Source organism: Propionicimonas sp., from assembly GCF_049840635.1.
GTDB lineage: Bacteria > Actinomycetota > Actinomycetes > Propionibacteriales > Propionibacteriaceae > Propionicimonas.
Window position 1 is genome coordinate 1761472 of sequence record NZ_JASGKL010000005.1, and the last position, 20704, is coordinate 1782175.

Here is a 20704-nt window from a genome sequence, read left to right on the forward strand (position 1 = left end):
GTGGCCGTGAAGGACAGCCCGGCGGCCGCCCGGAAGACTGTCCGCAAGCCTGGCGCCTACGCCGCCCGGCCAGTCACCTGGCCGGCGGCGCAGCAGGCGAGCATCGACCTTGCAAGCGTCAAGCACGGGGACATGGCACAAGCAGGCACGACACCGATCCGGATCGGCACCCCGGCCGGCACGAGCCCGGCCGCAAACCGGGCCACAGTCACGGTCCTGGACAGGCAGTCCAGCGACAAACTCGTCGGGCCCGGCGTGGTGGCGAAACTCCAGACCGCTCCGGGTTCAGTCCAGACCGTCAGCCTCGACTACTCCGGCTTCGCCGACGCCTCCGGCGCCGGATACGGCAGCCGCCTCCGACTCGTCGCACTCCCCGAATGCGCCCTGACCACGCCCGACGAGCCGCAATGCCAGACCCAGACCGACCTCGGCGCCGTCAACGACACCCAAACCGAGCAGCTCACCGCAACCATCACGGCACCCGCCGGCGAAGACAGCAATCCCTCAGCGCAGCCGACAGCCACCACATCACCCAGCCCGACGGAGACCGCGGCTGCACAGCCCACCGCGACCGAGGCGACCCAACCCACCGCGACCGCGTCAGCCACATCCAGCCCCTCCGCGTCCAGCACAGACACCACACAGACCGCCGACACCGCCGTCATGGTGCTCGCTGCAGTCGCCTCCACGTCCAGCGACCAGGGCGACTACGGCGCCACCTCGCTCAAGCCATCCTCCAGCTGGTCCGCCGGCGGATCATCCGGCGACTTCCACTGGACCTACCCGCTGCGCGTGCCGGCCGTGCCGAGTGCCCTAACCCCGAACCTTGTCGTCTCCTACTCCTCCGGAGGAACCGACGGCGGAGTGTCGAACACGAACAACCAAGCCTCCTGGGTCGGTGAAGGTTTCGAACTGTCCAACTCGTTCATCGAACGCAAGTACGCAGGCTGCTACGACGACAGGTCCGGGGCATCAAACAAGTCCTCCAACGCGGTAGACCTGTGCTGGTACACCGACTCGAAGAAGACGAACGACCAGCCATGGGACAACGCCTTCCTCTCTATGGACGGGCACTCCGGCGAGCTGGTCCGCGACGGGAACACCGCCAACTGGCGGCTTGAAGCCGACGACGGCACCCGGGTCGCCAAGATCGGCAACACGACCGACAACAACGAGTACTGGCGGGTCACCACCCCCGACGGCACCCAGTACTTCTTCGGGAAGGGCAAGTCAGACGCCACCAGCGCCGCAGCCACCAACTCGGTGTGGAGCGTCCCCGTCGCTGCCAACAACTCTGGCGAACCTGGCTACAGCTCGACCTTCTCCAAGAGCTTCAAGCAGCGGCCCTGGCGGTGGAACCTCGACTACGTCGTGTCCCCGACCGGCACCACCGTCACCTACACGTATGCGAAGGAGGCGAACAAGTACAAGGAGAACCTGTCGACCTCGACGTCCTACGACCGGGGCGGCTACCTCGCCAGCATCCAGTACGGCGAACGTCAAGGATCCGAAACCAGCGACGGCTCACCAGCCAAGGTGACCTTCACCGTCGAAGAACGCTGCGACACCACCGTCTCGTCCAGCTGCAAGACGGCTGCTCCCAAGAGTTCGACCGCGAAAGCGTGGCCTGACGTCCCCATGGACGCCTACTGCCAGTCCGACTACTGCCCCAGCGAGAAGACCTCGCCGACGTTCTTCTCCCGCAAACGGCTGTCCCAGATCGACACGTACACCCGCAACGCTGCCGGAACCGGCTGGGACACGGTCGACTCCTGGTCGCTGGCCGGCTCGTTCCCCGCACCCGCCGACGGAGGCGCAACACCATCGTTGTGGCTGGCGAGCATCACCCACACCGGCAAGGCCGGGACCGCCATCTCCACCCCAGCTGTCACCCTCACCCCCGCCATGCTGGACTCACGCATCAGCGGCTCCAGTGTCGCCCTCGAGAAGCCGCGCCTGGCCGTCGTCACCGCCGAAACCGGCGCCCAGACGATCGTCACCTACGCCGACCCCGAATGCACCGCGTCCACCGTGCCCACCACCGCGCAGATCCCTACAAACACGACCCGCTGCATGCCCGTGTGGTACTCCGACGGCACCGCCGACCCTAGCTTGCAGTGGTTCAACAAGTACGTCGTGAAGTCCGTCACCGTCCACGACCCAGTCGCCGCCAGTGACGTGAACCTCACCAGCCTCAACCTTGACATCTCCGCGGACCAGGTGACCAGCTACACCTACACGGGCGGCGCCGCATGGCGCTACAGCGACTCGCCCATGATCAAGACCAAGTACCGCACCTGGGGCGAATGGCGCGGCTACGGCAGGGTCACCACCGTCAGCGGATCCGGGGCCACCCAGGACGTCAGCGAAGACACCTTCTTCCGCGGCATGAACGGAGACCGCGCCAACGACTCCGGCGGCACCAAGACCGTCACCGTTACAGACTCCACCGGCGCTACCTGGCCCGACGACGACTGGCTGTCCGGCATCACCCGGGAGTCACGCACCCTCACCGCTGCTGGCGGCACCGAGGACTCCGGCACGATCACCGACCCCCACGTGACCACCGGCATCAGCGACGGCCGGCTCACCTCCCGCCAGATCGGGACAGCCAAGACCGTCAGCCGTCAGAAGCTCGCTACCGGCGGGACCCGCACCGGCATCGACACGACCCTCGCCTGGGACAGCTACGGGCAGCCCACCGAGTCCGAATCACAGGGCGACACCAGCGTCACCGGCGACGAAACGTGCACACGTACCAGCTACGCCGCCCCGTCGAACACAGCCACCGGCCCAATCGACAAGGTCGCCGAGACCAGCACCATGCCGGCGCTCTGCTCCACCGGCACCGACCAGAACCAGGTCCTCACCGCGACACGCCACTACTACGGCACCGCGGCCTACACCGACCCGGTCGCGGCGCCCGCGCTCGAAACCAAGACCCAGAAGCTCACCGGCTCCGGCACCAGCCGCGCCTGGACCACCACCGGCACAAGCACCTACGACCAGTGGGGACGCGTCACCTCGGCCACCGACAGTCTCGGCAACACCACCACGACGACGTTCACCCAGACAACAGGCGGCCTGCTCTCCACCATGGCCACCACCACGCCAGACCCGGACGGCTCCGGAACCGGCACGCCCCTCACCACCACCATCACCTACGACACCCGCTGGAACTCCCCCGTCAAGACCGTCGACGCCGGCGGGCAGATCACCGAAGCAGCGATCGATGCCCTCGGGCGGATCACCTCTGTCTGGAAGCCAGGCCGCGACAAGGCCACCCAGACCGCCACAACCACATACGCCTACACGATCAGCAACACCGCACCCAGCAGCGTCACCACCAAAACCCTGCTGCCCAACGGCACCGACTACTCCACCAGTGTCGAACTCGTCGACTCGCTGCTGCGCACCCGCCAGGTCCAAAGCCAAGCCGCGATCAGCGGAAGGCTCATCAGCGACACCCGCTACGACTCCAGAGGAAACGCCGTCCTCGAGGACAGCTACTACAACTCAGACGCCCCATCCTCGACCCTCGTCCAGCCGACCGTCCGCACCAGCATCCTGAACTCCCACCGGTACACCTTCGACTTCGCCGACCGGCAGACCCGAGACGCGTTCTACAGCGCCGAAACGTACAAGTGGCAGACACTCAGCAGCTACGGCGGCGACCGTACCGACGTCACGCCGCCAAACGGCGGTACCCCGACCACAACCGTCACCGACATTCAGGGCCGGACCACACAGCTCACCCAGCATCTCGGCACCGACACCAACGCCACCGGCATCACCACCAGCTACACCTACGACCCTGCCGGGAACCTCACCCGCATGAGCGACACCAAGGGCAACAAGTGGGACTACACCTACGACCTGTCAGGAAACAAGCTGACCGCCAGTGACCCCGACAAGGGCCTCACCACGATGAGCTACAACACCGGCAACCAGCTCACCAGCACCACCGACGCCCGCGGAACAACCCTGAAGTACTTCTACGACAACCTCGGCAGAGCCACCAAGACCACCAAGGGCGACGGCACCACCGTCCTCACCGACACCGTCTACGACACCGTCAAGAAGGGATTGGTCACCTCCACCAGCCGCCACCTCGATGGCGGCACCATCACCAACCGCGTCGACAGCTACGACAACGCCGGCCGGGCGACCAGCACAACCACCGTCGTGCCCCAGATCGACGGCCTCATCGGATCCCAGCTGGCCGGCAGCTACACCTCGACCACCACCTACAACGCCGACGGCAGCACCAACAGCCAGACACTGCCCGCAGCCGGACCCGTCCCCGCGGAAACCCTCACCTACGGGTACACCGCTACCGGGCTGCCCAAGACACTCACCGGCACCCTCGGCAGCACCACCGCCACCTACGTCACCAACACCTACTACCTGCAATGGGCAAGCCTGTCCGGCCTCGTCCTCGGCACCCAGGCCGGCAACGCCATCATGACCAGCTACAGCTACGACCTGGCGACCATGCGGCTCACCGGCACACAGCTGAACCGCGAAGTCAGCCCTGGCGTCACCGACGAACACACAGACCTCGGCTACGACAACGCCGGCAACGTCACCCAGGTCAAAGCCACCGAAGCCGACGGCCAGGTCGACAACCAGTGCTTCAGCTACGACTACCAGCAGCAACTCACCGAAGCATGGACGCCGAACACCGCAACCTGCGACACCGCGGCCCGAAGCCAAGCGAACCTGTCCGGGCCCTCCCCGTACTGGACAAGCTGGACAACAGGCACCACCGGCAAGACGGCCAGCCGCACCGACCGGACCAAGACCACCAGCTCCACCACCACCTACTCCTACCCGAACGACGGCGCCAGCTCGGTCACCCCCCACTTCATCACCGGCACCACGACGACCGGCAGCGCAACCGGAACAGGCACCTACAGCGCCGACCAAGCTGGCAACACCACCAGCCGACCCGGAGCTGATGGCAACCAGCAAACCCTCGTGTGGGACGACACCAACCAGCTCACCCAGGTAAAGGAAGGAGCCGCCACAGTCGCCCGCATGGTCTATGACGCCAGCGGCAACCGGATCATCCGCCAGGAGAAGAACACCACCACCCTCTATCTCGGCGGCACCGAACTCACTGTCACCGGATCCGGCACCCAGCCCCCGCAGACCGGCGGCACCACCACCCTCACGGCCCTGCGCTACTACAGCCACGCTGGGAAGACCCTCGCGGTCCGGACCGGAGCCAGCAACGACACCGTCACCATCCTGATCCCCGACTGGCAGGGCACCACCCACCAGCAGGTCAACAACACCACCGGTGCCGTCCAAACCACATGGCAGGATCCCTACGGCCAGACCCGTGGCACCGCACCGACAACATGGACAGGCGAACGTGGCTTCGTCGGTGGAACCAAGGACGCCACCGGGCTCACGCGAGTCGGGGCACGCGACTATGACCCCGCACTGGGCAGATTCATCACGGTAGACCCGGTCCAGGACGCCAGCGACCCGCTGCAATGGAACCCGTACCTGTACGCGAACAACACGCCCGTCACCCAGGCCGACCCGACCGGCCAGTGGTACCGGATGTGCATCGACACCTGCAATTCAAAGGCCGACCGCGCAGCGAACCGCTGGCTAATGCGACGGCTCGCCATCGCTGCCGCGAAGGCACGGGCTGCCGCGGCGGCCAGGGCACGGGCTGCCGCGGCGGCCAGGGCGCGTGCAGCGCAGGCTGCCTTCTTCCGTCTCCGCCAGCGCGAGATCCACGACTACAACCAAAAGCCATGGGTAGCGCCACCACCCACTACCGCCCCACCACCAGACCCGGAAGCTTCCTGGAACGCCCTTCACGGCGGGAACTCGAACTCCTATCAGAGCCCCAGCCTGGGAAACGTCAAGCCGGTCGAGAACGTGGACCCCAACGTGACGATCCAAGACGCGCTGGTTCAGCTCGCAGGAGGAGTCGCGATCATCGCTGGCGTCGCGCTCCTTGCGGCAGCTTGTGTAGGAACCGGTGGACTTGCCTGTGCGGCGGAGAGCGTCGCCGCTGGCACACTCGATTTCGCCTCCGGTGGTTCGGTCGCTGGAGGGGTATCTCTGATCGGAACTGGTGCGCGTATCGAGGCAAGTGGCGCGGATGTGGTCGCTAGCGCCGAGTCTCCTCTGGTCCGCCTCTCCAGCGAGGAGAGCTGGGCCAATCCGAACACTCTCGCAGACCACTTTGCGCGTCACGGAGGTGACTTTGGGGCGAACTCGGCCGACGAGTATGCACAGATGGCATCCGAGTTCCTCCAGCGGAGCGGCAAGGCGAACCTACCCACGAAGATCGGTCCCGATGGGACGATCCGGATCTACGACCCAGCGTCTAACACCTTCGGATCGTTCAGTGCGTCTGGACAAACCAAGACCTTCTTCAAACCAACGAGCGCAACCTACTGGGACCGCCAGCCCGGGACAATGGTGCCATGACCGAGTTCACCTGCCCTGTGTGCGGCTGGCCTCATCTGAGCGAGAGGCCGCGCTCGGAAGATGGAGCATCCTACGAGATCTGCTGGAGCTGCGGCTTCGAGTTCGGTGTGACCGACGACGACCTCGGATACTCCTACGAAGCTTGGCGCCAGCAGTGGGTGCAGCGTGGAATGCCGTGGGCAAGTGAACTGCTACGGCGGCCTCCAGATCACTGGGATCCGGTGTCCCAGCTTCGACTCGTTGGGTGGAGCGGATGAGCATCGCTCAGGCTCGACCTGCCGAGTCGCATGCGGATCGACCGGTCGGTTGAGTGGTTGCGCCCTGAGCCCCTCATGGTGCAGGCGGGTGTTTCGTCGGGCACTCCTCCCATCGACCAGGTCGGCGCAGATGCCTCGCCGCGACGAGTCGATCCGTGACCTCTGAAGGAGCAAGAATGAACGAAGCCGTCAGTCACAGCCGTCCTGAGCCGACTCGTGAGTCGGGCGTGCTCGGAACGCAGCCTTCGGTGCTGCCCGGCAGCTATGAGGACGGCCAGAAGGCGGGCGTGCAGGCTTGGCTTCGTGCCACCAGGGCGCCTCGCGTCGTCGGCCTCATTGGCATCCTTTGCGCCGTTGCCGGAGAGTTCATCCGGTACCTCGCGCGGCCCGTTCCAGCGCTGCTGTTCGGGCCAGTCATCTACCTGATCGCGGCCGCGGTGATCGTTGCTGGACTGTCGAAGCGGCTCGCGCCGCCACCCACTGGGCGGCAGCTTGCCGACAGGCAGTTCGTCCTGGGTTGGAGGTACGCCGTGACAGTGGTCAGCGGAGGACGCCGCCGGAACGCCATCATCTTCGCGGTGCTGTCCGCGGCGATGATCTTCGAGTTGCTGTTCGCCTCGTCCGCGCTTGGCAAGCTGGGCAGCTGGATCGCGGCCTCCGGCTTCCTGATCGTCTTCGTCGCCTGCCTCATCTATCTGGGGGTGTTCTCACGATGGTGGAGCCCTCGCACGGCCGCGCTCAGACTCGTCGCCGACGCACCCCAGATCTGAAGTCTCCCGCCGGCTCGTTGTGAACCGCTGGTCTGGGCGAGCCCAGTCGCCCGGGCTGTGCACGATCTCCGTAGGGATCACGAGAGTGCCAGCGTGCCCCGGGCACCGTCTCGGATAGTCGCCGACCGGGGCGCCCGACTCGATGCGCCCTGCCGCGACTTGTCGTCAGCCGTGCCGTACGGACAGCACGTCGACGTGGAGCGTTCTTTCCAACATGGTGCGTGGCCTCAAGTCGGAACCCCGTGCATTCGGGCGCCGCGTTCAGGCACCGCCCAGATGGGGCGCGCGCATCTCAGGGCGGGGGGCATGTGTCCAGCGCATCTGGAGTGCGTGGCCCGTGAGGGCGGCGCCGGCGAGCACGTGTACGCCCAGTGCGTCTCCCAGGGCGGTCGCGTCATCCAGTCTCATCCATGTCTCTCCGCGGATGAGCCGGCCAACGCGAGCCGCCCCCAAGCCCGACTCCCGCCCAAGCTTCGCGTTGGACCACTTGCGCTCTCTCGACCACGCGGCGACCGTGTGCATCGTTGCCGCCTGGATCTTCGCCGCCGACAGCCCGCTGCGCTCCGCCGAAGACGCTTGGTCGAGCGGCGCCCATCGCAGGCTTCGCGGTTCAGAGAACCGCCACGGCTCGACGCAATAGGTGTTCGGGGCCCGGCCTTCTCTCACATTCCCAGAGAGTAGGGCGTGTGCAGGGTCGGTGCTGTCACCAGCAGGACGGTGAGAATGTCTGCAGCATCGTCCTGATTTCGTCATCATCCGGCGATTTCCGGCGCCCGATACCCGGATGATTGCGGCACGCCGCCCACCACTACGGACGTGAACAACAGCAACGAACTGACAGCTGCCGGGCGGCAGATGCTGAGGGGCCCCGTCTCAGCGAGCTTCGCCGTCACCATCACCGACGTCATCGGCCCGGTTGACATGGCCTACTTCGTCACCAGCCGCGGCCGAGTGCTTCCCGGACGTTCCGACGTCTGGCCACAAGCGAACTTTCAGCCCGGCCTCCAGGAGGGCGACGGTGCGGGCATCGGGCCACGCCTCGCCGCTGACGATTTTCCCGATGGCCGCGTGGTTCACTCCGGTGACAGCGGTGACCTGACGGAGGCTGAGAGGGCCGATGGCGTCGCCGAGCGCAAGCACGAAGAGCCTGATGGCCTCAGCGGCGGGGTCGCCGCTGGGGACCTCCGGCCAGTCGTCAGTCAGCTCCCGCGGAGCGCGACGCGGACGGGAACTCATGCCCGCACGCTACGAGAGCGGCAGCGCAGCGGCCGCCTCCGACTCACCTTGTCTGCCGCGACAGACAATGCAGCTGCCGAGGATGACACGGATGGGAGCATTCACGACGGGTGGCGGGCCATCGAGGTAGCCGACGGCATCCCGGTGCCCACCCGGCATCGACCACCCCAGCGCGACATCACCGACCTCGACCGGCAGACGGTCGCCGCCTACTGCCCAGCAAGTCTCCCCGAGCATGCCTGGTCCCGTGTGGCACCGTTCGTCAGGCAAGCCGTCCTCGACTACCTCCCCCACTCCCGACAGCGGCAGCCGCGAAAGCTGCTGAGCGCACTCGCCCCCTACGTCGTGTGGGCGAACACCGCTGCAGGATGCGACCTCACCCGTGAAAGCGTGTTCGACCCCCAGCAGATTTCGTACTACGCGACATCCGTTCTCACCGGGATGACCGACAACACGCGGGCAGCGGTCCGTGCGCGGCTGCTCCGGATGGCCGACTTTCTTGAGCCGGCCGGACGCCGCGCCGTCCGGATGACCAGCTTCGCACGGCAGGTAACCGCCCCATACTCGACCCGCGAGGTCTCAATGGTCAGGGCGTGGCCGCTGCAACTGTCGTCCGCCTACCGTAAGCACGCCGCCGCGTGCATCGTGAACTTCGGCCTCGGTGCCGGTCTCCGCGCCGGTGAGCTGAGCACCATCACCCGCGAGGACGTCACACGCGACGAACACGGTGTCCTCGTGAACGTGACCACCGGCATGGCACCCCGCGCAGTCCCCATCCTCGCCGCCTACGAAAGCCAGTGCCTTGCTCTCGCCCAAGCCGTACGGCCGGGGTCCTTGGTGTTCCGTTCCGAGCGGGTAGGAACAAGCTCAAACTCGGCCATCGCCAAGTGGGGAGGAAAGCTTGAGACCGACAGCGGGTTTCCCATCAACCTGGGCCGGCTACGAGCCACATGGATTCTGAGCCACCTCAACCGAGACGTGCCGCCGGAGACCGTACTTCTGGCGGCAGGCATCAGCGGTATCACCTCACTCGGCAGGTTCCGCCCGTGGATTGACCCTGGTTCGCTCGATGCTTTCGATGAGGCATTCGATGCCGCGAACCGCGCGAACGCCAACGCCTACCACCACAGGTACCGCGAGTTCAGGCTCGCGTCGCTCGCGCAGCAGGCCAAGCAGAGGAAGGCCCGGACCCAGGCCGGAGGGAAGACCCGATGAGCCGGGTCCATCTGTCAGAGCACATCATCGCCAGGACCGAACACGTCGCGCGGGCTGTCGCACTCATCGAGGATTCCGGCGCGGCCGCGATGCTCGACGGCTGGCGGTCCGACGACAAGCGGTCCAGCGGGCGCACCGGCAAGGGCGGCATGCCTGCATGGCTCGACGACGCGGCTGTGCTCGCGCTGCTGTACACCGTGACCAGCGCGAGCCGGCCCCAGACCGTTAATGCCATGGCGAGCCTCGTCTACCACGGGCTCGAAAGGGAGGCACTTCTGCTGCTCGGCGTCGACCCCTCCGGGATGGGCCCCAGGGACGTGAGGGAGCGAGTCAGCCGGTCGCTCCACCGGCTGCTGGACGTGCTCGACCCGCACCCCGGCACCAAGAAGGAGCGCAAGCTCGTTACGGAACAGCGTGAGTACGAGGAATCACTCGACCGCACCGTGGAAGCAGAGCGTCTCCAGCGGCTGCACGAACTGAGCAACGCCATCGTGATGGCCTCTGTCAGGCTTCTGCCCAGCACCTACCTGGCGAGATGGAACGGAAACTGCAGCGTCGACTCAACCTTCGTTCCTGCCTACACCAGCGCAGGCAACCCACGCCGTGAAGACGCCGACGGCAGCCGCGTCGTCTCCATCGAGCCGTTCGCGGGCTGGTACGTCCGCGACAGCTTCGACCATGGGCTCACCCCGGAAATGCTCGCCGCGAAGGATGCCAAGACGAAGTGGATGGTCCGCGAGGCGAAGTGGGGCTGGGAGGCGACGACCATCCTGATGGGGATGGAGGACCCCCAGCGGGAACCGACGTACCCTCTGCTGTGCCTCGGCATGAGTTTCCACAAGCCTGGCTTCGAACCCGGGCCGAACGCGGTCAGGGCATTGCGCCTGGTGCGCTCCGCCGGGATGCCCGCCGGCTATCTTGTCGGCGACCGTGCGTACGGGTATTCGCCGCTGCTGGAGCACTTCGCAGGTCCCGCGAGAGAACTCGGGTACAAGCTGGTGTGGGAACTGAAGGACGAAGACCTGGGCAAGGCCCAGATGGTCAATGGTGCGGTCCTGCTGGAAGGCAACCTGTACTGCCCGGCCATCATGCGCAACAGCGGACTGGTCAACGCGACCCGGAGCCATCGCGTCGGCGACCCGGCCACGAAGGAGAAGACCACCTTCGGGGACTGGAAGGCGTCGGTGGACGTCCGCGCGAAGCTGCTCCTCAAGCCGCATGGCCGCATGGAGGCCGATGGCTGCGCACGGTTCCGGTGCCCGGCATCCGGAGACGCGCCGACCGTCATCTGCCCCCTCCGTCCGCGTGACGACGCCAAGTCGGCGAGCCTTCACAACGTGAAGAGGGCAGAGCTGCCCCGCAAGGACGAACGCAGCGGCCTGTGCTCGAGCCTCGGCGGCACTGTGACGATGAAGCCAGGAGCCACATATCCGCGCTATTTCCAGGAACTCCACTTCGGCTCCCGGGAGTGGTACGAGACTTACACCCGGATGCGGCAGACCGTCGAGTCGTTCAACAACCAGGTCAAGGACGGAGCCTTCACTGCACTCGCCTCGGCCGACCGCCGCAGGGTGAGGGGCTTCGCCGCACAGCAACTCTGTGTCGCGATGATTCTCGCGGCGGGCAACGACCGGAAAATCGAGCGCTGGCTCCAGAGCCCGGTCCAGCCCGATTCGGAGGGGCGCGGCCCGCTCTCCATAAGGAAGCTTCGTAGGCGCGACGACGTGGGCTACGGCCCCCGCGGGAAACGCACCGGGACAGTGAGCGTCGACGCAAGGGACCGCGAAGAGGCGGCCTAGGAGCGCGCGGACGCGGATGCAGAGCCGGGGTCCGGCCGCTGTCTGTTGCAGTAGACAGCAGGCGGGGCACGGCCGTATGGTGCAACAGACGACGGGATTCCCGTCGTCTGTTGCTTGGGGGGAAACGCAAGATGGCAAGTCGACGCAGAGCAGCCGAGAAACCCTCGGACACCGCCCTGGCGATGATCAGCGCATACCAGCCGAGGAACATGCCGGCCGACCAATGGCGGCCGGTCGAAGAGTTCGTCAAGTCACAAGCGTCGGACTACTTCTCACGCGCCGCCCGTGCGAACGCACGCGCCTACCTGTCCAGCCTCGCCCAGTACGCAGCCTGGGCGTTCGGAACGGCCGGCTGCGCCCTCACGCGGGCGGACATCTTCGACCACGAGCGGATCGCGTTCTACACCGCACACGTCATGGCCCGGAACTCGTACAGCTCAAGGATCGCCCATCGAGCCTGCCTTCTGGCCATGGCCGACGTACTGGTCCCAGAGCATCGCCGCGGCATCCGGATGCCGCCCAACGCCAACCCGGACGCCAGCGCGCCCTACCGCGAAGACCAGATCCGGATGATTCGCGCCTGGCCCCAAGAGCAGTCGACCCCCTACCGCCGAAGAGCCGCCAGCTGCATCGTGGCATTCGGGCTCGGTGCCGGTCTCCGTACCGGCGAGCTTGGCGAACTCCAGCCCGAAGATGTGACACGCGACAACGAAGGTGTGCTCGTAGCGGTCAGAGGCGCCCACGCGCGGCTCGTCCCCGTCCTGGCCGAATACGAAGAACTGTGCGTGAACCTGGCCAGCACCACCCAGCCCGGAAGCAAAGTCCTGCGCGCGTACCGCGCACCCGACAATCCCGTCTACCGCCCAGGCTGGAATGTCCGCCTCGACACCGACACAGGGTTCCCGATCACCGGCCGCAGGCTCCGCGCCACCTGGATTGTGGGCCACCTCAGCCGTGGAGTGGCAGCAGATGCGCTACGGATTGCTGCCGGGTTCGACACGTTCACCGCCATCGACAGGTACCTCCCCTGGGTAGAGACAGCGCCGCTCAACGACTACCGGACAGCCTTCCGCAACCTTCACCGCGCCCCCGACTCAACCGTCTGCACAACCCTGGACTCCCCACCAAGACCATCCGAACAACCGCCCGAATCGGATCAAGACGTCAACGAAGGCCAAACCAGATGACGATCTCACGAGAATCGCGGCACGTGCGCGCCGACCCGGACCAAGTCAGAGACGCGCTCGGCCTCGTGCGCCGCTCCGGCGTACCCGACCTGCTCCGCAACTGGCGCAACGACGACCGGCGACGCGCTGGACAGGTCAGCCGAGGCGGAATGCCATCGTGGCTGTCGGATGAGCAAGTACTCACAGTCCTGCATCTCGTCACCAGCAGCGGCCACCCGCAGACCGTCGACTCCATGGCCAGTCTCATCCTGCGAGGACTCGACAGTGAAAGCCTCACCCTTCTCGGGCTCGACACGGCCGGAGCAACCTTCAACGAAATCCGGGCCAGGGTCAGCCGATCACTCCACCGGACCCTCGACGTCATCGACCCCCACCCAGGCCCCAAGAAACTCAAGCAAACGTTCGCAGAACTCAGAAGGTACGAGCTGTCACTCCCAGACGGGCTCGTCGAGGAACGCAAGCGCAGGCTCCTCGAACTGACCAACGCGCTCCTCGCCGAAACCTACCGGGCCGTCCCCGAGCAGTACCGCCAACGATGGCAAGGCAACTGCTGCGTCGACGCCACCTTCGTCCAAGCCTTCTGCGGCAAAGGAACCCCCTGGGCGAGTGCCATCGGCGACGACGACCTCGTCGCAAGCGAACCCTTCGCCGGCTACTACATCCGACGCAAAGACCACGGAGTCTCCGGGGAAGACCTCCGAACAATGAGCCGAGCCGAACGAACCAAACTCGGCAAGATCTCGTGGGGATGGGAGACGACCCTCGTCGTCATGGCCGCCAACTTCCCCGACGAAGTCGCCACATTCCCGCTCCTCGTCGTCGGCATGAACTTCCACCCGCCCGGCATCAGCCCGGGACGGCACGCCATCGACGCGCTACGCCGCATGCACGCGGCCGGAATGCCCGCCAGCTACCTCGCAGGAGACAGGGCCTACGGACCGAAACCGGTGACAGAGGACTACGCCGGACCAGCACGCGAACTCGGCTACAAACTGCTGTGGGACCTGACCGAGAAGGAGACCGCCAGAACGCGGCGGATCCAAGGCGCCCTGCTACTCGAAGGGAACCTCTACTGCCCAGCCATGGCCGCGAGCGAGAAGCTGATCACTGCGACACAGGACCTGCGCTACGGCGACGCCGTCAATGGACGACGAATCACCCAAGCCGAATACGACCAGCGTGTCGCACAGCGAGGCCGCTACCTCCTCAAGCCTCACGGGGGAATCCAGCCGAACGGGACCGGCCGCTTCATGTGCCCCGCCGCAGGCCCAGCACCCACAGTCACATGCCCGCTCCGCCCCCGCGAAGATCCCAAGACAGTCGGACTGTGGCCGATCAGAACCAGAGAACTACCAGACGAGCACGACCGAAGCGCGCTGTGCACCTCAATATCCGGTGTCGTGACCTTCAAAGCCACCAGCAGGTTCCCCAGGCTCATCCAGGACAAACAGTACGGAACACCAGAGTGGCTCGCCTGGTACACCACACTTCGGCAGTCCATCGAGTCATTCAACAGCTACCTCAAACTCGGCACCGCCACCGCGATGCACATCGCCGACCGCCGCCGGGTACGCGGATTCGCAGCCGCGAACCTGTTCGTCGCCATGGACGTCGTCGCCATCAACCTCCGCAAGACAGAACGCTGGCTCCAAGATCCCGTCCCCGTCGACGCCAAAGGACGAGGGCCCACGAAGGCGCAGAAGGAACGTCGAAGGGAAAAGCTCGGCTACGGCCCCCGCCTCCCTCGTGATCGGGGAACTCGCTGAGGGCACCCGATTGCATCACTTCTCGCCCTCGTCCTATGTAGAACCCGGCAGTATGCGCCGCTGCGGCTCAAAGCATCTCGGATGCTACGTCCGCCCACTCTTCAGGCTTGGTCGCCACAAGAGCCTCGAGGCTCTCGGCCACAGCCTGGAGGCGGGCATCGTCCCAAGTCACGGACGGGTCCTCTTCCAGAAGAGCAGTCGCGATGGACGCGAAGCCAAGGGCTGGGTACGACCACTCGGCGATCTGGCCAGTGAGGAAGGGATCGATGACGAATCGACGCCCCGCAAGCTCAGGAGTGGACGAGGCAGTTAGGGCTAGCCCTATCACGATCGCCTCACCGAGGGCCGCAAACTCATCCAAGCCGACAGGCTCAACTGAGTCGCGGAACTTGAACCCAAGGAGATCCCTCAACTTGCCGTAGAAGCTCGCCATTCTGTCGATGAAGCCTCGCTGCGATTTCCCCAGCGCCTCGCGCATCCGTTGCTGGAACTGGTTGCCGGGGAGTGACAGCAACGTTGCGTGAAGCGCCATGTAGGTCTGCCACTCTGAGCGCTCGACGAGAGTGTTGAAGTTCTGGAGTGCCCCAAGGCGGCACATCTCGATGAAGAGGGATCGCCGACCATCGGTCGAACTGAGCCAATCGGAATGCTCCGATGCCAGACCGACCGCCGTCCGGATCGTCTCCAGGTCAAAGGCGGCGATCACCGGATGTGTCTCTCCGGCGAGCCGAAGCAGCAGTTCGACGTAGAACAGGTCCTTGCTCTGCCAGATCTTGTACACGGCAGATCGCGAGACGCCCGCCGCAACGATGACATCTTCGAATCGGGCCAGATCGAAGCTCACTCTCAAGCCCTGCTCAGCGGCCATCCGCACGCCAGCTTCAATCATGCGTCGCGTGGTCTCGTCCTCGCTCAATCGCTGTCGCGAAGCCCCGCGGCCCAGCGGATCGTCATCCAGCACTATCTCAGCCTTTCCTTAACAGACATGAAGTCTGAAGTCTTGTATCCGAAGTTTGGAGTCTGTCATTCTAGTTGAGACAGCAAGCCATGGCCATGACCGACGTCAAGACATCACAACTCTGCCTAGAAGGAGGAAGAGATGAACCGAGTTCTTCGTGTACTTGCGCTCTCCCTCGCCAGCGTGATCATGTGCGCTGGGTGGGGACTCAATGGCGCAACCAGCGCCGCCGCAGCAACCCGTGTGTCAGGAACGGTGACCTGCATCAACAGCACCGTCCAGGGCGTCTGGATCCAGGCCGAATCCAGCACATCGGGCTGGGCGTCATGGTCGATGCCGTACGTTCTCGGCGGGCTATCGCAAGCCAACTATGCCTACACGCTCAACGCCGGAGGGCGTTACCAAGTCCACGTTGGGTGCGGCGGTTCGCGTCAGTCCTGGGCGGTGGACGCAAGGTCGGGATACGTCAGCGGGACCGTCAACAACTTCCGGTGCAATGACATCCCTTGGTACCTGCGAGCACTAGGGTCGGCCGCGCTGAGACAGATCCTAGGCTTCCGTGTCGACCTCGCACAGGGAATAGCCTACGGGACGTGCCAGAAGGTGTAGTCCGCCATGAGCGGCACGGCGTAGCAGGTCGGGTGGACTAGCAAGGTCCAGGCGTAGGGCATTGAAGGTGGCATGGCCGCGAGAGGTTAGGCGGCGCGCCGAGGTGGCGTTCCTCGATCGAGGAACGCCACCTCGGTTTGTGAGCTGGCCTTCGGTCGTTCAGCCTAAGCGAACAGACAGCGTCTTGAGCCGCGCCGCCGACTCTTCGCTCCATGCGTTCAGAAGCGGATAGATCGAGGATCTGCGTTCCATCCACGAGGCTGCCAGCACCCTGAGTCGTGAACATCTCACGCCTGAGTCGTGAACATTTCGGCTGTTGAGTCGTGATCGGCCCTACCGGCCGAGCGTCACGATTCGTCAGCACACGCTGGTCGACATCGACCTGCGCCGCCTCGCCGCGGGCGGCATGATGCCGCAGGAGGTGGCGCGGTTCCTCCATGCGGCCGTCCTCGCCCGCAAGTCCATGGTGATCTCCGGCGACCAACCGCCCGAGGTTAAACCACTATTCAGTGTCCTCAGCCCGCGCGTCGTTCGACGGACATGCGGCCCAGCACCCAGGCATCGACAGCCTCGGCGCGTACACGCACGTTAAGGCCCTTCTCGCCTCCAGGCACCAACGAGCCGTCGCCGATCTGGTAATGCGCATCGGTAAGGTTGATGAAGTTGTGGGGGGCAGCCACAGCCTTGCGCTGGTCCTCCGTCCGCTCCTCGTCCGGCAGATCGCTGATCCGCTTGTACTCGGCTTCCTCCTCCGCGAGTTCCTTCGCGAAGTCTTCCAGCCCCACCGACCCGTCAACGTCCAGCTGCTCCACCACCGCCTTGCGGTAGAAGTCCGACACCTTGGTGATGTTGCCCGTGATCACGACGCCCTTGACGAATAGCGTGATGGAGAGCCCGATCCCGCCTCCACTCTCCAAGAAGGTCTCGAGCATGAAATCGGGGACACGCTTGTTCTTTGCCATGACTGGAAGGTATCGGGAGCCGCTGACAGTTCGCGGGCATGAGCGCAGCTTCGTACACCATGAGACAGCAGCGAGGGTCGATCTCAGATTGAGACCGACCCTCGTTGGTAGTTGTCTACCGCGACGTCTCGCGGCAGTATGAGGTTGGTTGCGAAACCGGACCCGGGAATCCAACTACAAGGTTCCCTGCCACTCTGTTGTGGCTGACGATCCGCCAGGTTGCCGCCTGACGAACCGTGGGGCGAGCGCACTGCGTCCAGCTACTCGGGGCGCTCGCCCGATCAACTTTTGGCCATCACGTATCCCCCAACAAATCGCTGTCCCGGATCGCCCGGTAGTGGTCGTCGTCGACCTGGACGACCTCGCCCTTGTTGATGGCCCGTCCAATCGCCGTGCGGACGGCACCCTCGGGGTTCTGCATTGACGACGTAGCTCCGGCACGCTCGAACGCCCGAAGGATCTCCTCGAACCCCCAGACGCGAGGGTCTTCGGTCAGTAGGTCAGTGACGAACTTGGTCGATCGGAACCGCTTGCGGTTGGGGAACGTGGTCTCGATGGGCACCTCTGTGAAGGCCAGGTCGATCCACGGCTGCTTGCTGGGCAGCGATTCGGCGTAAGGCTGAGCATCCGGGCCATCCTCGTCGCGCGGCGTGGGCTGGTCGAGGTCGGCGGCCACCGGCTTCGGATTGCTCTCCGCGTCGGGCTGCGGTTGGGGAACCGGCGTCGTCTCGGACTGCGCGAGGACCTTCTTCAGTCCTTCCATGGCTTGGCTGATCGGCTCAAGCTTCTCCCGGATGACGGCAAGCTGCGCCTGCAGCTGCTGGGCCTGCGAGCGCAGCTGACGAGCCTGCTCCTCCAGCTGCCTCAGCACAGCCTCCATCTCAGGGTTCTTCATGACATCAGATCCTCCCATGGACATGGGCCGAGTGCAAGCACATGGGGATGGAACATTCGAACAGGCGTACACCGCGCGGATGGGATGACGAAGTTACGACATGTGGACGGCCTGTGGATAACCACCCACACCATGTGGATAACATGGCCGAAGCCGCTTCGGACCGGCACGCGGCGCGCCGAACGAGATGCCTCTGACAAGGCGCGATGGCGATGTTCCTTGCTGGGTCGGTAGTGCCTTCACGCGCTAGCCTTGGAGTCAGCAACTTAGGTCCGCGAGTCGAAGCGCCAATGCCGGAGAGACAGCCGGGATGCGTGAGGCCCGGCACCCGTTGATACGGGTGACTGGAGGGTGAGCCGTTCACATCGGAGGGACGGCACCTGCCCAAGAGGGCAGTTGGGCCTAGCCATCACCCAGGAGACTCCGATGTCTGACCCCGTGCTTGTGGCCCGGTCGGCGCTTGCCCGAGCGCACATGAAGATCGGCAACCGTCCGCCTGACCTCGAACTGATCGCTGAACTGGAGCGCGACCTCCGCGCCGCCAAGCTGGAGCGTCACGTCCGCGAGGTGATGGCCGCCGAGCCGCGCCTGTCCTCGGATCAGCGCCAGCGCCTGGCCCTCCTGCTGCTGGGCGGTGAGGGTGCGTGACCGACGACTTCCTCGCGCAGCTGGACCTCCTCGGCGTCCCTGTGTTCAGTCTGCCCCGCCAGAAGGGTGGGGCGATCAAGGGTCGGTACCGGGCGCCCAAGGGGTGGCAGACCTCCAGCCCTGACCAGAACGACCGCGTCCTGGCCGCACTGCGGCCAACCGAGGGAGTCGGCGTCCTCGGCGGTGGGGCGGTGGACATCATCGACGTGGACCCCCGCAATGGTGGCGATCAGTCGCTAGCCCGGCTCACCGCCGACAACCTCCTGCCCGAGCCGGTGGCCGTCGTTGCGACACCCTCTGGTGGCTGGCATGTGTACGTCCCTGCGCTCGGGCTGGAGAGCTCCAAGCCGCTGCCCGGCATCGACCTCCAGAGCTCAGGGCGCTTCGTCCTGGCCCCGCCCACGGAGGGATACCGGGTGCTGCCGCGCGACGAGTGGCCGGACCTCGGCCAGCATCCGGCGGATGCTGCCAACCGTCTCCGCCATGTGATCGGGACGAGGCTCCCTTCTCCGGAGGCGGAGGCTGAGAGCCCTGACGCTGGTACCCCTCCGACGCCCCAGGAGCTCGACAAGGCGCGCGCGGTGTTGGACAAGGCCTGCCGCGAGGTGCGGTTGGCTGAGGGCGGGCGCAACAACTCCGTCAGCCGCCACCTGCTCCCGCTCTACAACTTCGTGCTCGCGGACTGCCTCGACCAGGACGAGGTTGGGGACCGGCTCTGGGAGGCGGTGCAGGACGCGCCCGGCGACCACCCGTACACCCGAGCCGAGTTCGATGCCTCCTGCGAGTCAGCCATGAGCAAGGCCCGCCCCGAGCGCCCCCGCGTCGAGAGCCCGGAGGCCGACTTCGACTCGCTGCCCGACGCCAAGCACGACGGCGTCCTCGACCGGTTCCCCCGGATGTCCCTGGCCGAACTGCTCAACCCCAACCAGCCACCGCGCGAGTACGTCGTAGAGCCCATGATCCTGGCCGGGGTGTCCGTCGCCTTTGTGGCGCCAGCGGGTCACCGGAAGTCGCTGATCGCTCTTGGCCTCGCCGTCGCCGTCGCCAAGGGTGAGCCGACGTTCGCTGGCATGACGATCCCCAAGGCCCGGCGCGTCCTGTACGTGGACATGGAGAACACCCCCGACGACCTGCGCGACCGCCTGCTGTCCTTCGGCTTGACGCCTACTGATCGGCTCGACCGGCTGGTCCTCCTATCGCTGCCGGCACTCAGCCCGCTGGACACCAAGACCGGCGGCGACGACCTCATGGCGATCCTCGATGCGTACGGCATGGAGCGAGGCGACCTGGTTGTGCTGGACAGCTACCAGCGCGTCACCGAGGCGGGAGAGAACGACTCCGACACGACGCGCGGCTACTACCGCCACACCGGCGTCCGACTGAAGGCGCGCGGCCTCACCGTGATCCGCACCGACAACACAGGCAAGGACGTCGCCAGGGGCGCTCGCGGTTCCTCGGGGAAGCGCGACGACGTGGACGTGGAGTACCTGATGGAGTCGCACGGCGACCTGGTGCAGGTCAGCACCGGCAAGGTGCGCCAGCGCGGCGTCGGTGAACTCACCATCCACGTCCGCCAAGACGCCGACGGCTACACCACCTTCAGCAGCGACCACACCCGCCCGGCCCAGCGCCGACTCGATGAGTGCGTGGCGTGGCTCGACTCCCTCGGCCTCGACGCCCGGCTGGGCCAGGACAAGGCCTGGGCCTGGATCAAGGGGCAGGGCGAGCCGTGCAGCTTCAGCCGGGCCGTCGTGCGTGAGGCCGTCGCCTTTCGCCGAGATCGAGAAGCGGACTTCGAGCCCATCGAGGGCCACGCCGTGGCGGTTGCGGGCGACGGGCTCGGTTCGGTCACGCCGGAGGACAGCGGCGTGGCACGGCGTGAAGGAGCCGAGAAGTGATGAAGCGCGAAGTCAGAGCCCACGCCGTAGCGGAACGGCGTGACC

11 protein-coding genes are annotated in these 20704 nt (G+C 65.8%); 8 read left to right on the forward strand and 3 right to left on the reverse strand.

The window, feature by feature from the left end:
* Positions 1–132: 132 nt before the first annotated feature.
* The 6 genes from QM779_RS13835 to QM779_RS13860 all read left to right on the forward strand — a co-directional run bounded on the left by QM779_RS13835 (position 133) and on the right by QM779_RS13860 (position 14689).
* Complete coding sequence (locus tag QM779_RS13835; RefSeq protein ID WP_428536189.1) at positions 133–6459, forward strand: RHS repeat-associated core domain-containing protein; 6327 nt, start codon at positions 133–135, stop codon at positions 6457–6459.
* A 433-nt stretch (positions 6460–6892) separates the two neighbouring features.
* Positions 6893–7486, forward strand: coding sequence for a hypothetical protein (locus QM779_RS13840; protein ID WP_428536191.1), 594 nt, complete (start codon positions 6893–6895; stop codon positions 7484–7486).
* Between the two features lie 816 nt (positions 7487–8302).
* Positions 8303–9937, forward strand: coding sequence for a hypothetical protein (locus tag QM779_RS13845; RefSeq protein WP_428536193.1), 1635 nt, complete (start codon positions 8303–8305; stop codon positions 9935–9937).
* Positions 9934–11736: a hypothetical protein gene (locus tag QM779_RS13850; RefSeq protein ID WP_428536195.1), complete on the forward strand. Its 1803-nt coding sequence runs from the start codon at positions 9934–9936 to the stop codon at positions 11734–11736. Before QM779_RS13845 ends, QM779_RS13850 begins: the two co-directional genes overlap by 4 nt.
* 182 nt (positions 11737–11918) lie before the next feature.
* On the forward strand, positions 11919–12923 hold the full coding sequence (locus tag QM779_RS13855) for a hypothetical protein (protein ID WP_428536197.1): 1005 nt from the start codon (positions 11919–11921) through the stop codon (positions 12921–12923).
* Positions 12920–14689 (forward strand): hypothetical protein, encoded by a 1770-nt coding sequence (locus tag QM779_RS13860; protein WP_428536199.1) that lies wholly within the window; start codon positions 12920–12922, stop codon positions 14687–14689. The genes QM779_RS13855 and QM779_RS13860 overlap by 4 nt, the downstream gene beginning before the upstream one ends.
* A 67-nt stretch (positions 14690–14756) precedes the next feature.
* On the opposite strand, the gene QM779_RS13865 is transcribed toward QM779_RS13860, so the two are convergent.
* The 3 genes from QM779_RS13865 to QM779_RS13875 form a co-directional block, all read right to left on the reverse strand.
* Positions 14757–15650, reverse strand: coding sequence for a hypothetical protein (locus QM779_RS13865; protein WP_428536201.1), 894 nt, complete (start codon positions 15648–15650; stop codon positions 14757–14759).
* Positions 15651–16771: 1121 nt separating this feature from the next.
* A complete protein-coding gene (locus QM779_RS13870; protein ID WP_428536203.1) occupies positions 16772–17218 on the reverse strand; it encodes a hypothetical protein in 447 nt (148 codons plus the stop codon).
* 295 nt (positions 17219–17513) lie between these two features.
* Positions 17514–18113 carry a hypothetical protein gene (locus QM779_RS13875; protein WP_428536205.1) on the reverse strand — a complete coding sequence of 200 codons (600 nt, stop codon included), beginning with the start codon at positions 18111–18113 and terminating at the stop codon, positions 17514–17516.
* 426 nt (positions 18114–18539) lie between these two features.
* On the opposite strand from QM779_RS13875, the gene QM779_RS13880 reads away from it, so the two are divergent.
* Positions 18540–18761 carry a hypothetical protein gene (locus QM779_RS13880; protein WP_428536207.1) on the forward strand — a complete coding sequence of 74 codons (222 nt, stop codon included), beginning with the start codon at positions 18540–18542 and terminating at the stop codon, positions 18759–18761.
* The gene (locus tag QM779_RS13885; protein ID WP_428536209.1) at positions 18758–20659 is read left to right on the forward strand and encodes an AAA family ATPase; all 1902 of its coding nucleotides are present in this window, start codon (positions 18758–18760) and stop codon (positions 20657–20659) included. The genes QM779_RS13880 and QM779_RS13885 overlap by 4 nt, the downstream gene beginning before the upstream one ends.
* Positions 20660–20704: the final 45 nt, after the last annotated feature.

Excerpts from the sequence above, each read along its gene's own strand:
- QM779_RS13835 (WP_428536189.1), top strand. The coding sequence starts at position 133 with ATGGCACAAGCAGGCACGACACCGATCCGGATCGGCACCCCGGCCGGC.
- QM779_RS13840 (WP_428536191.1), top strand. The coding sequence starts at position 6,893 with ATGAACGAAGCCGTCAGTCACAGCCGTCCTGAGCCGACTCGTGAGTCG.
- QM779_RS13850 (WP_428536195.1), top strand. The coding sequence starts at position 9,934 with ATGAGCCGGGTCCATCTGTCAGAGCACATCATCGCCAGGACCGAACAC.
- QM779_RS13880 (WP_428536207.1), top strand. The coding sequence starts at position 18,540 with ATGTCTGACCCCGTGCTTGTGGCCCGGTCGGCGCTTGCCCGAGCGCAC.
- QM779_RS13860 (WP_428536199.1), top strand. The coding sequence starts at position 12,920 with ATGACGATCTCACGAGAATCGCGGCACGTGCGCGCCGACCCGGACCAA.
- QM779_RS13855 (WP_428536197.1), top strand. The coding sequence starts at position 11,919 with ATGATCAGCGCATACCAGCCGAGGAACATGCCGGCCGACCAATGGCGG.
- QM779_RS13870 (WP_428536203.1), bottom strand. The coding sequence starts at position 17,218 with ATGGCAAAGAACAAGCGTGTCCCCGATTTCATGCTCGAGACCTTCTTG.
- QM779_RS13875 (WP_428536205.1), bottom strand. The coding sequence starts at position 18,113 with ATGAAGAACCCTGAGATGGAGGCTGTGCTGAGGCAGCTGGAGGAGCAG.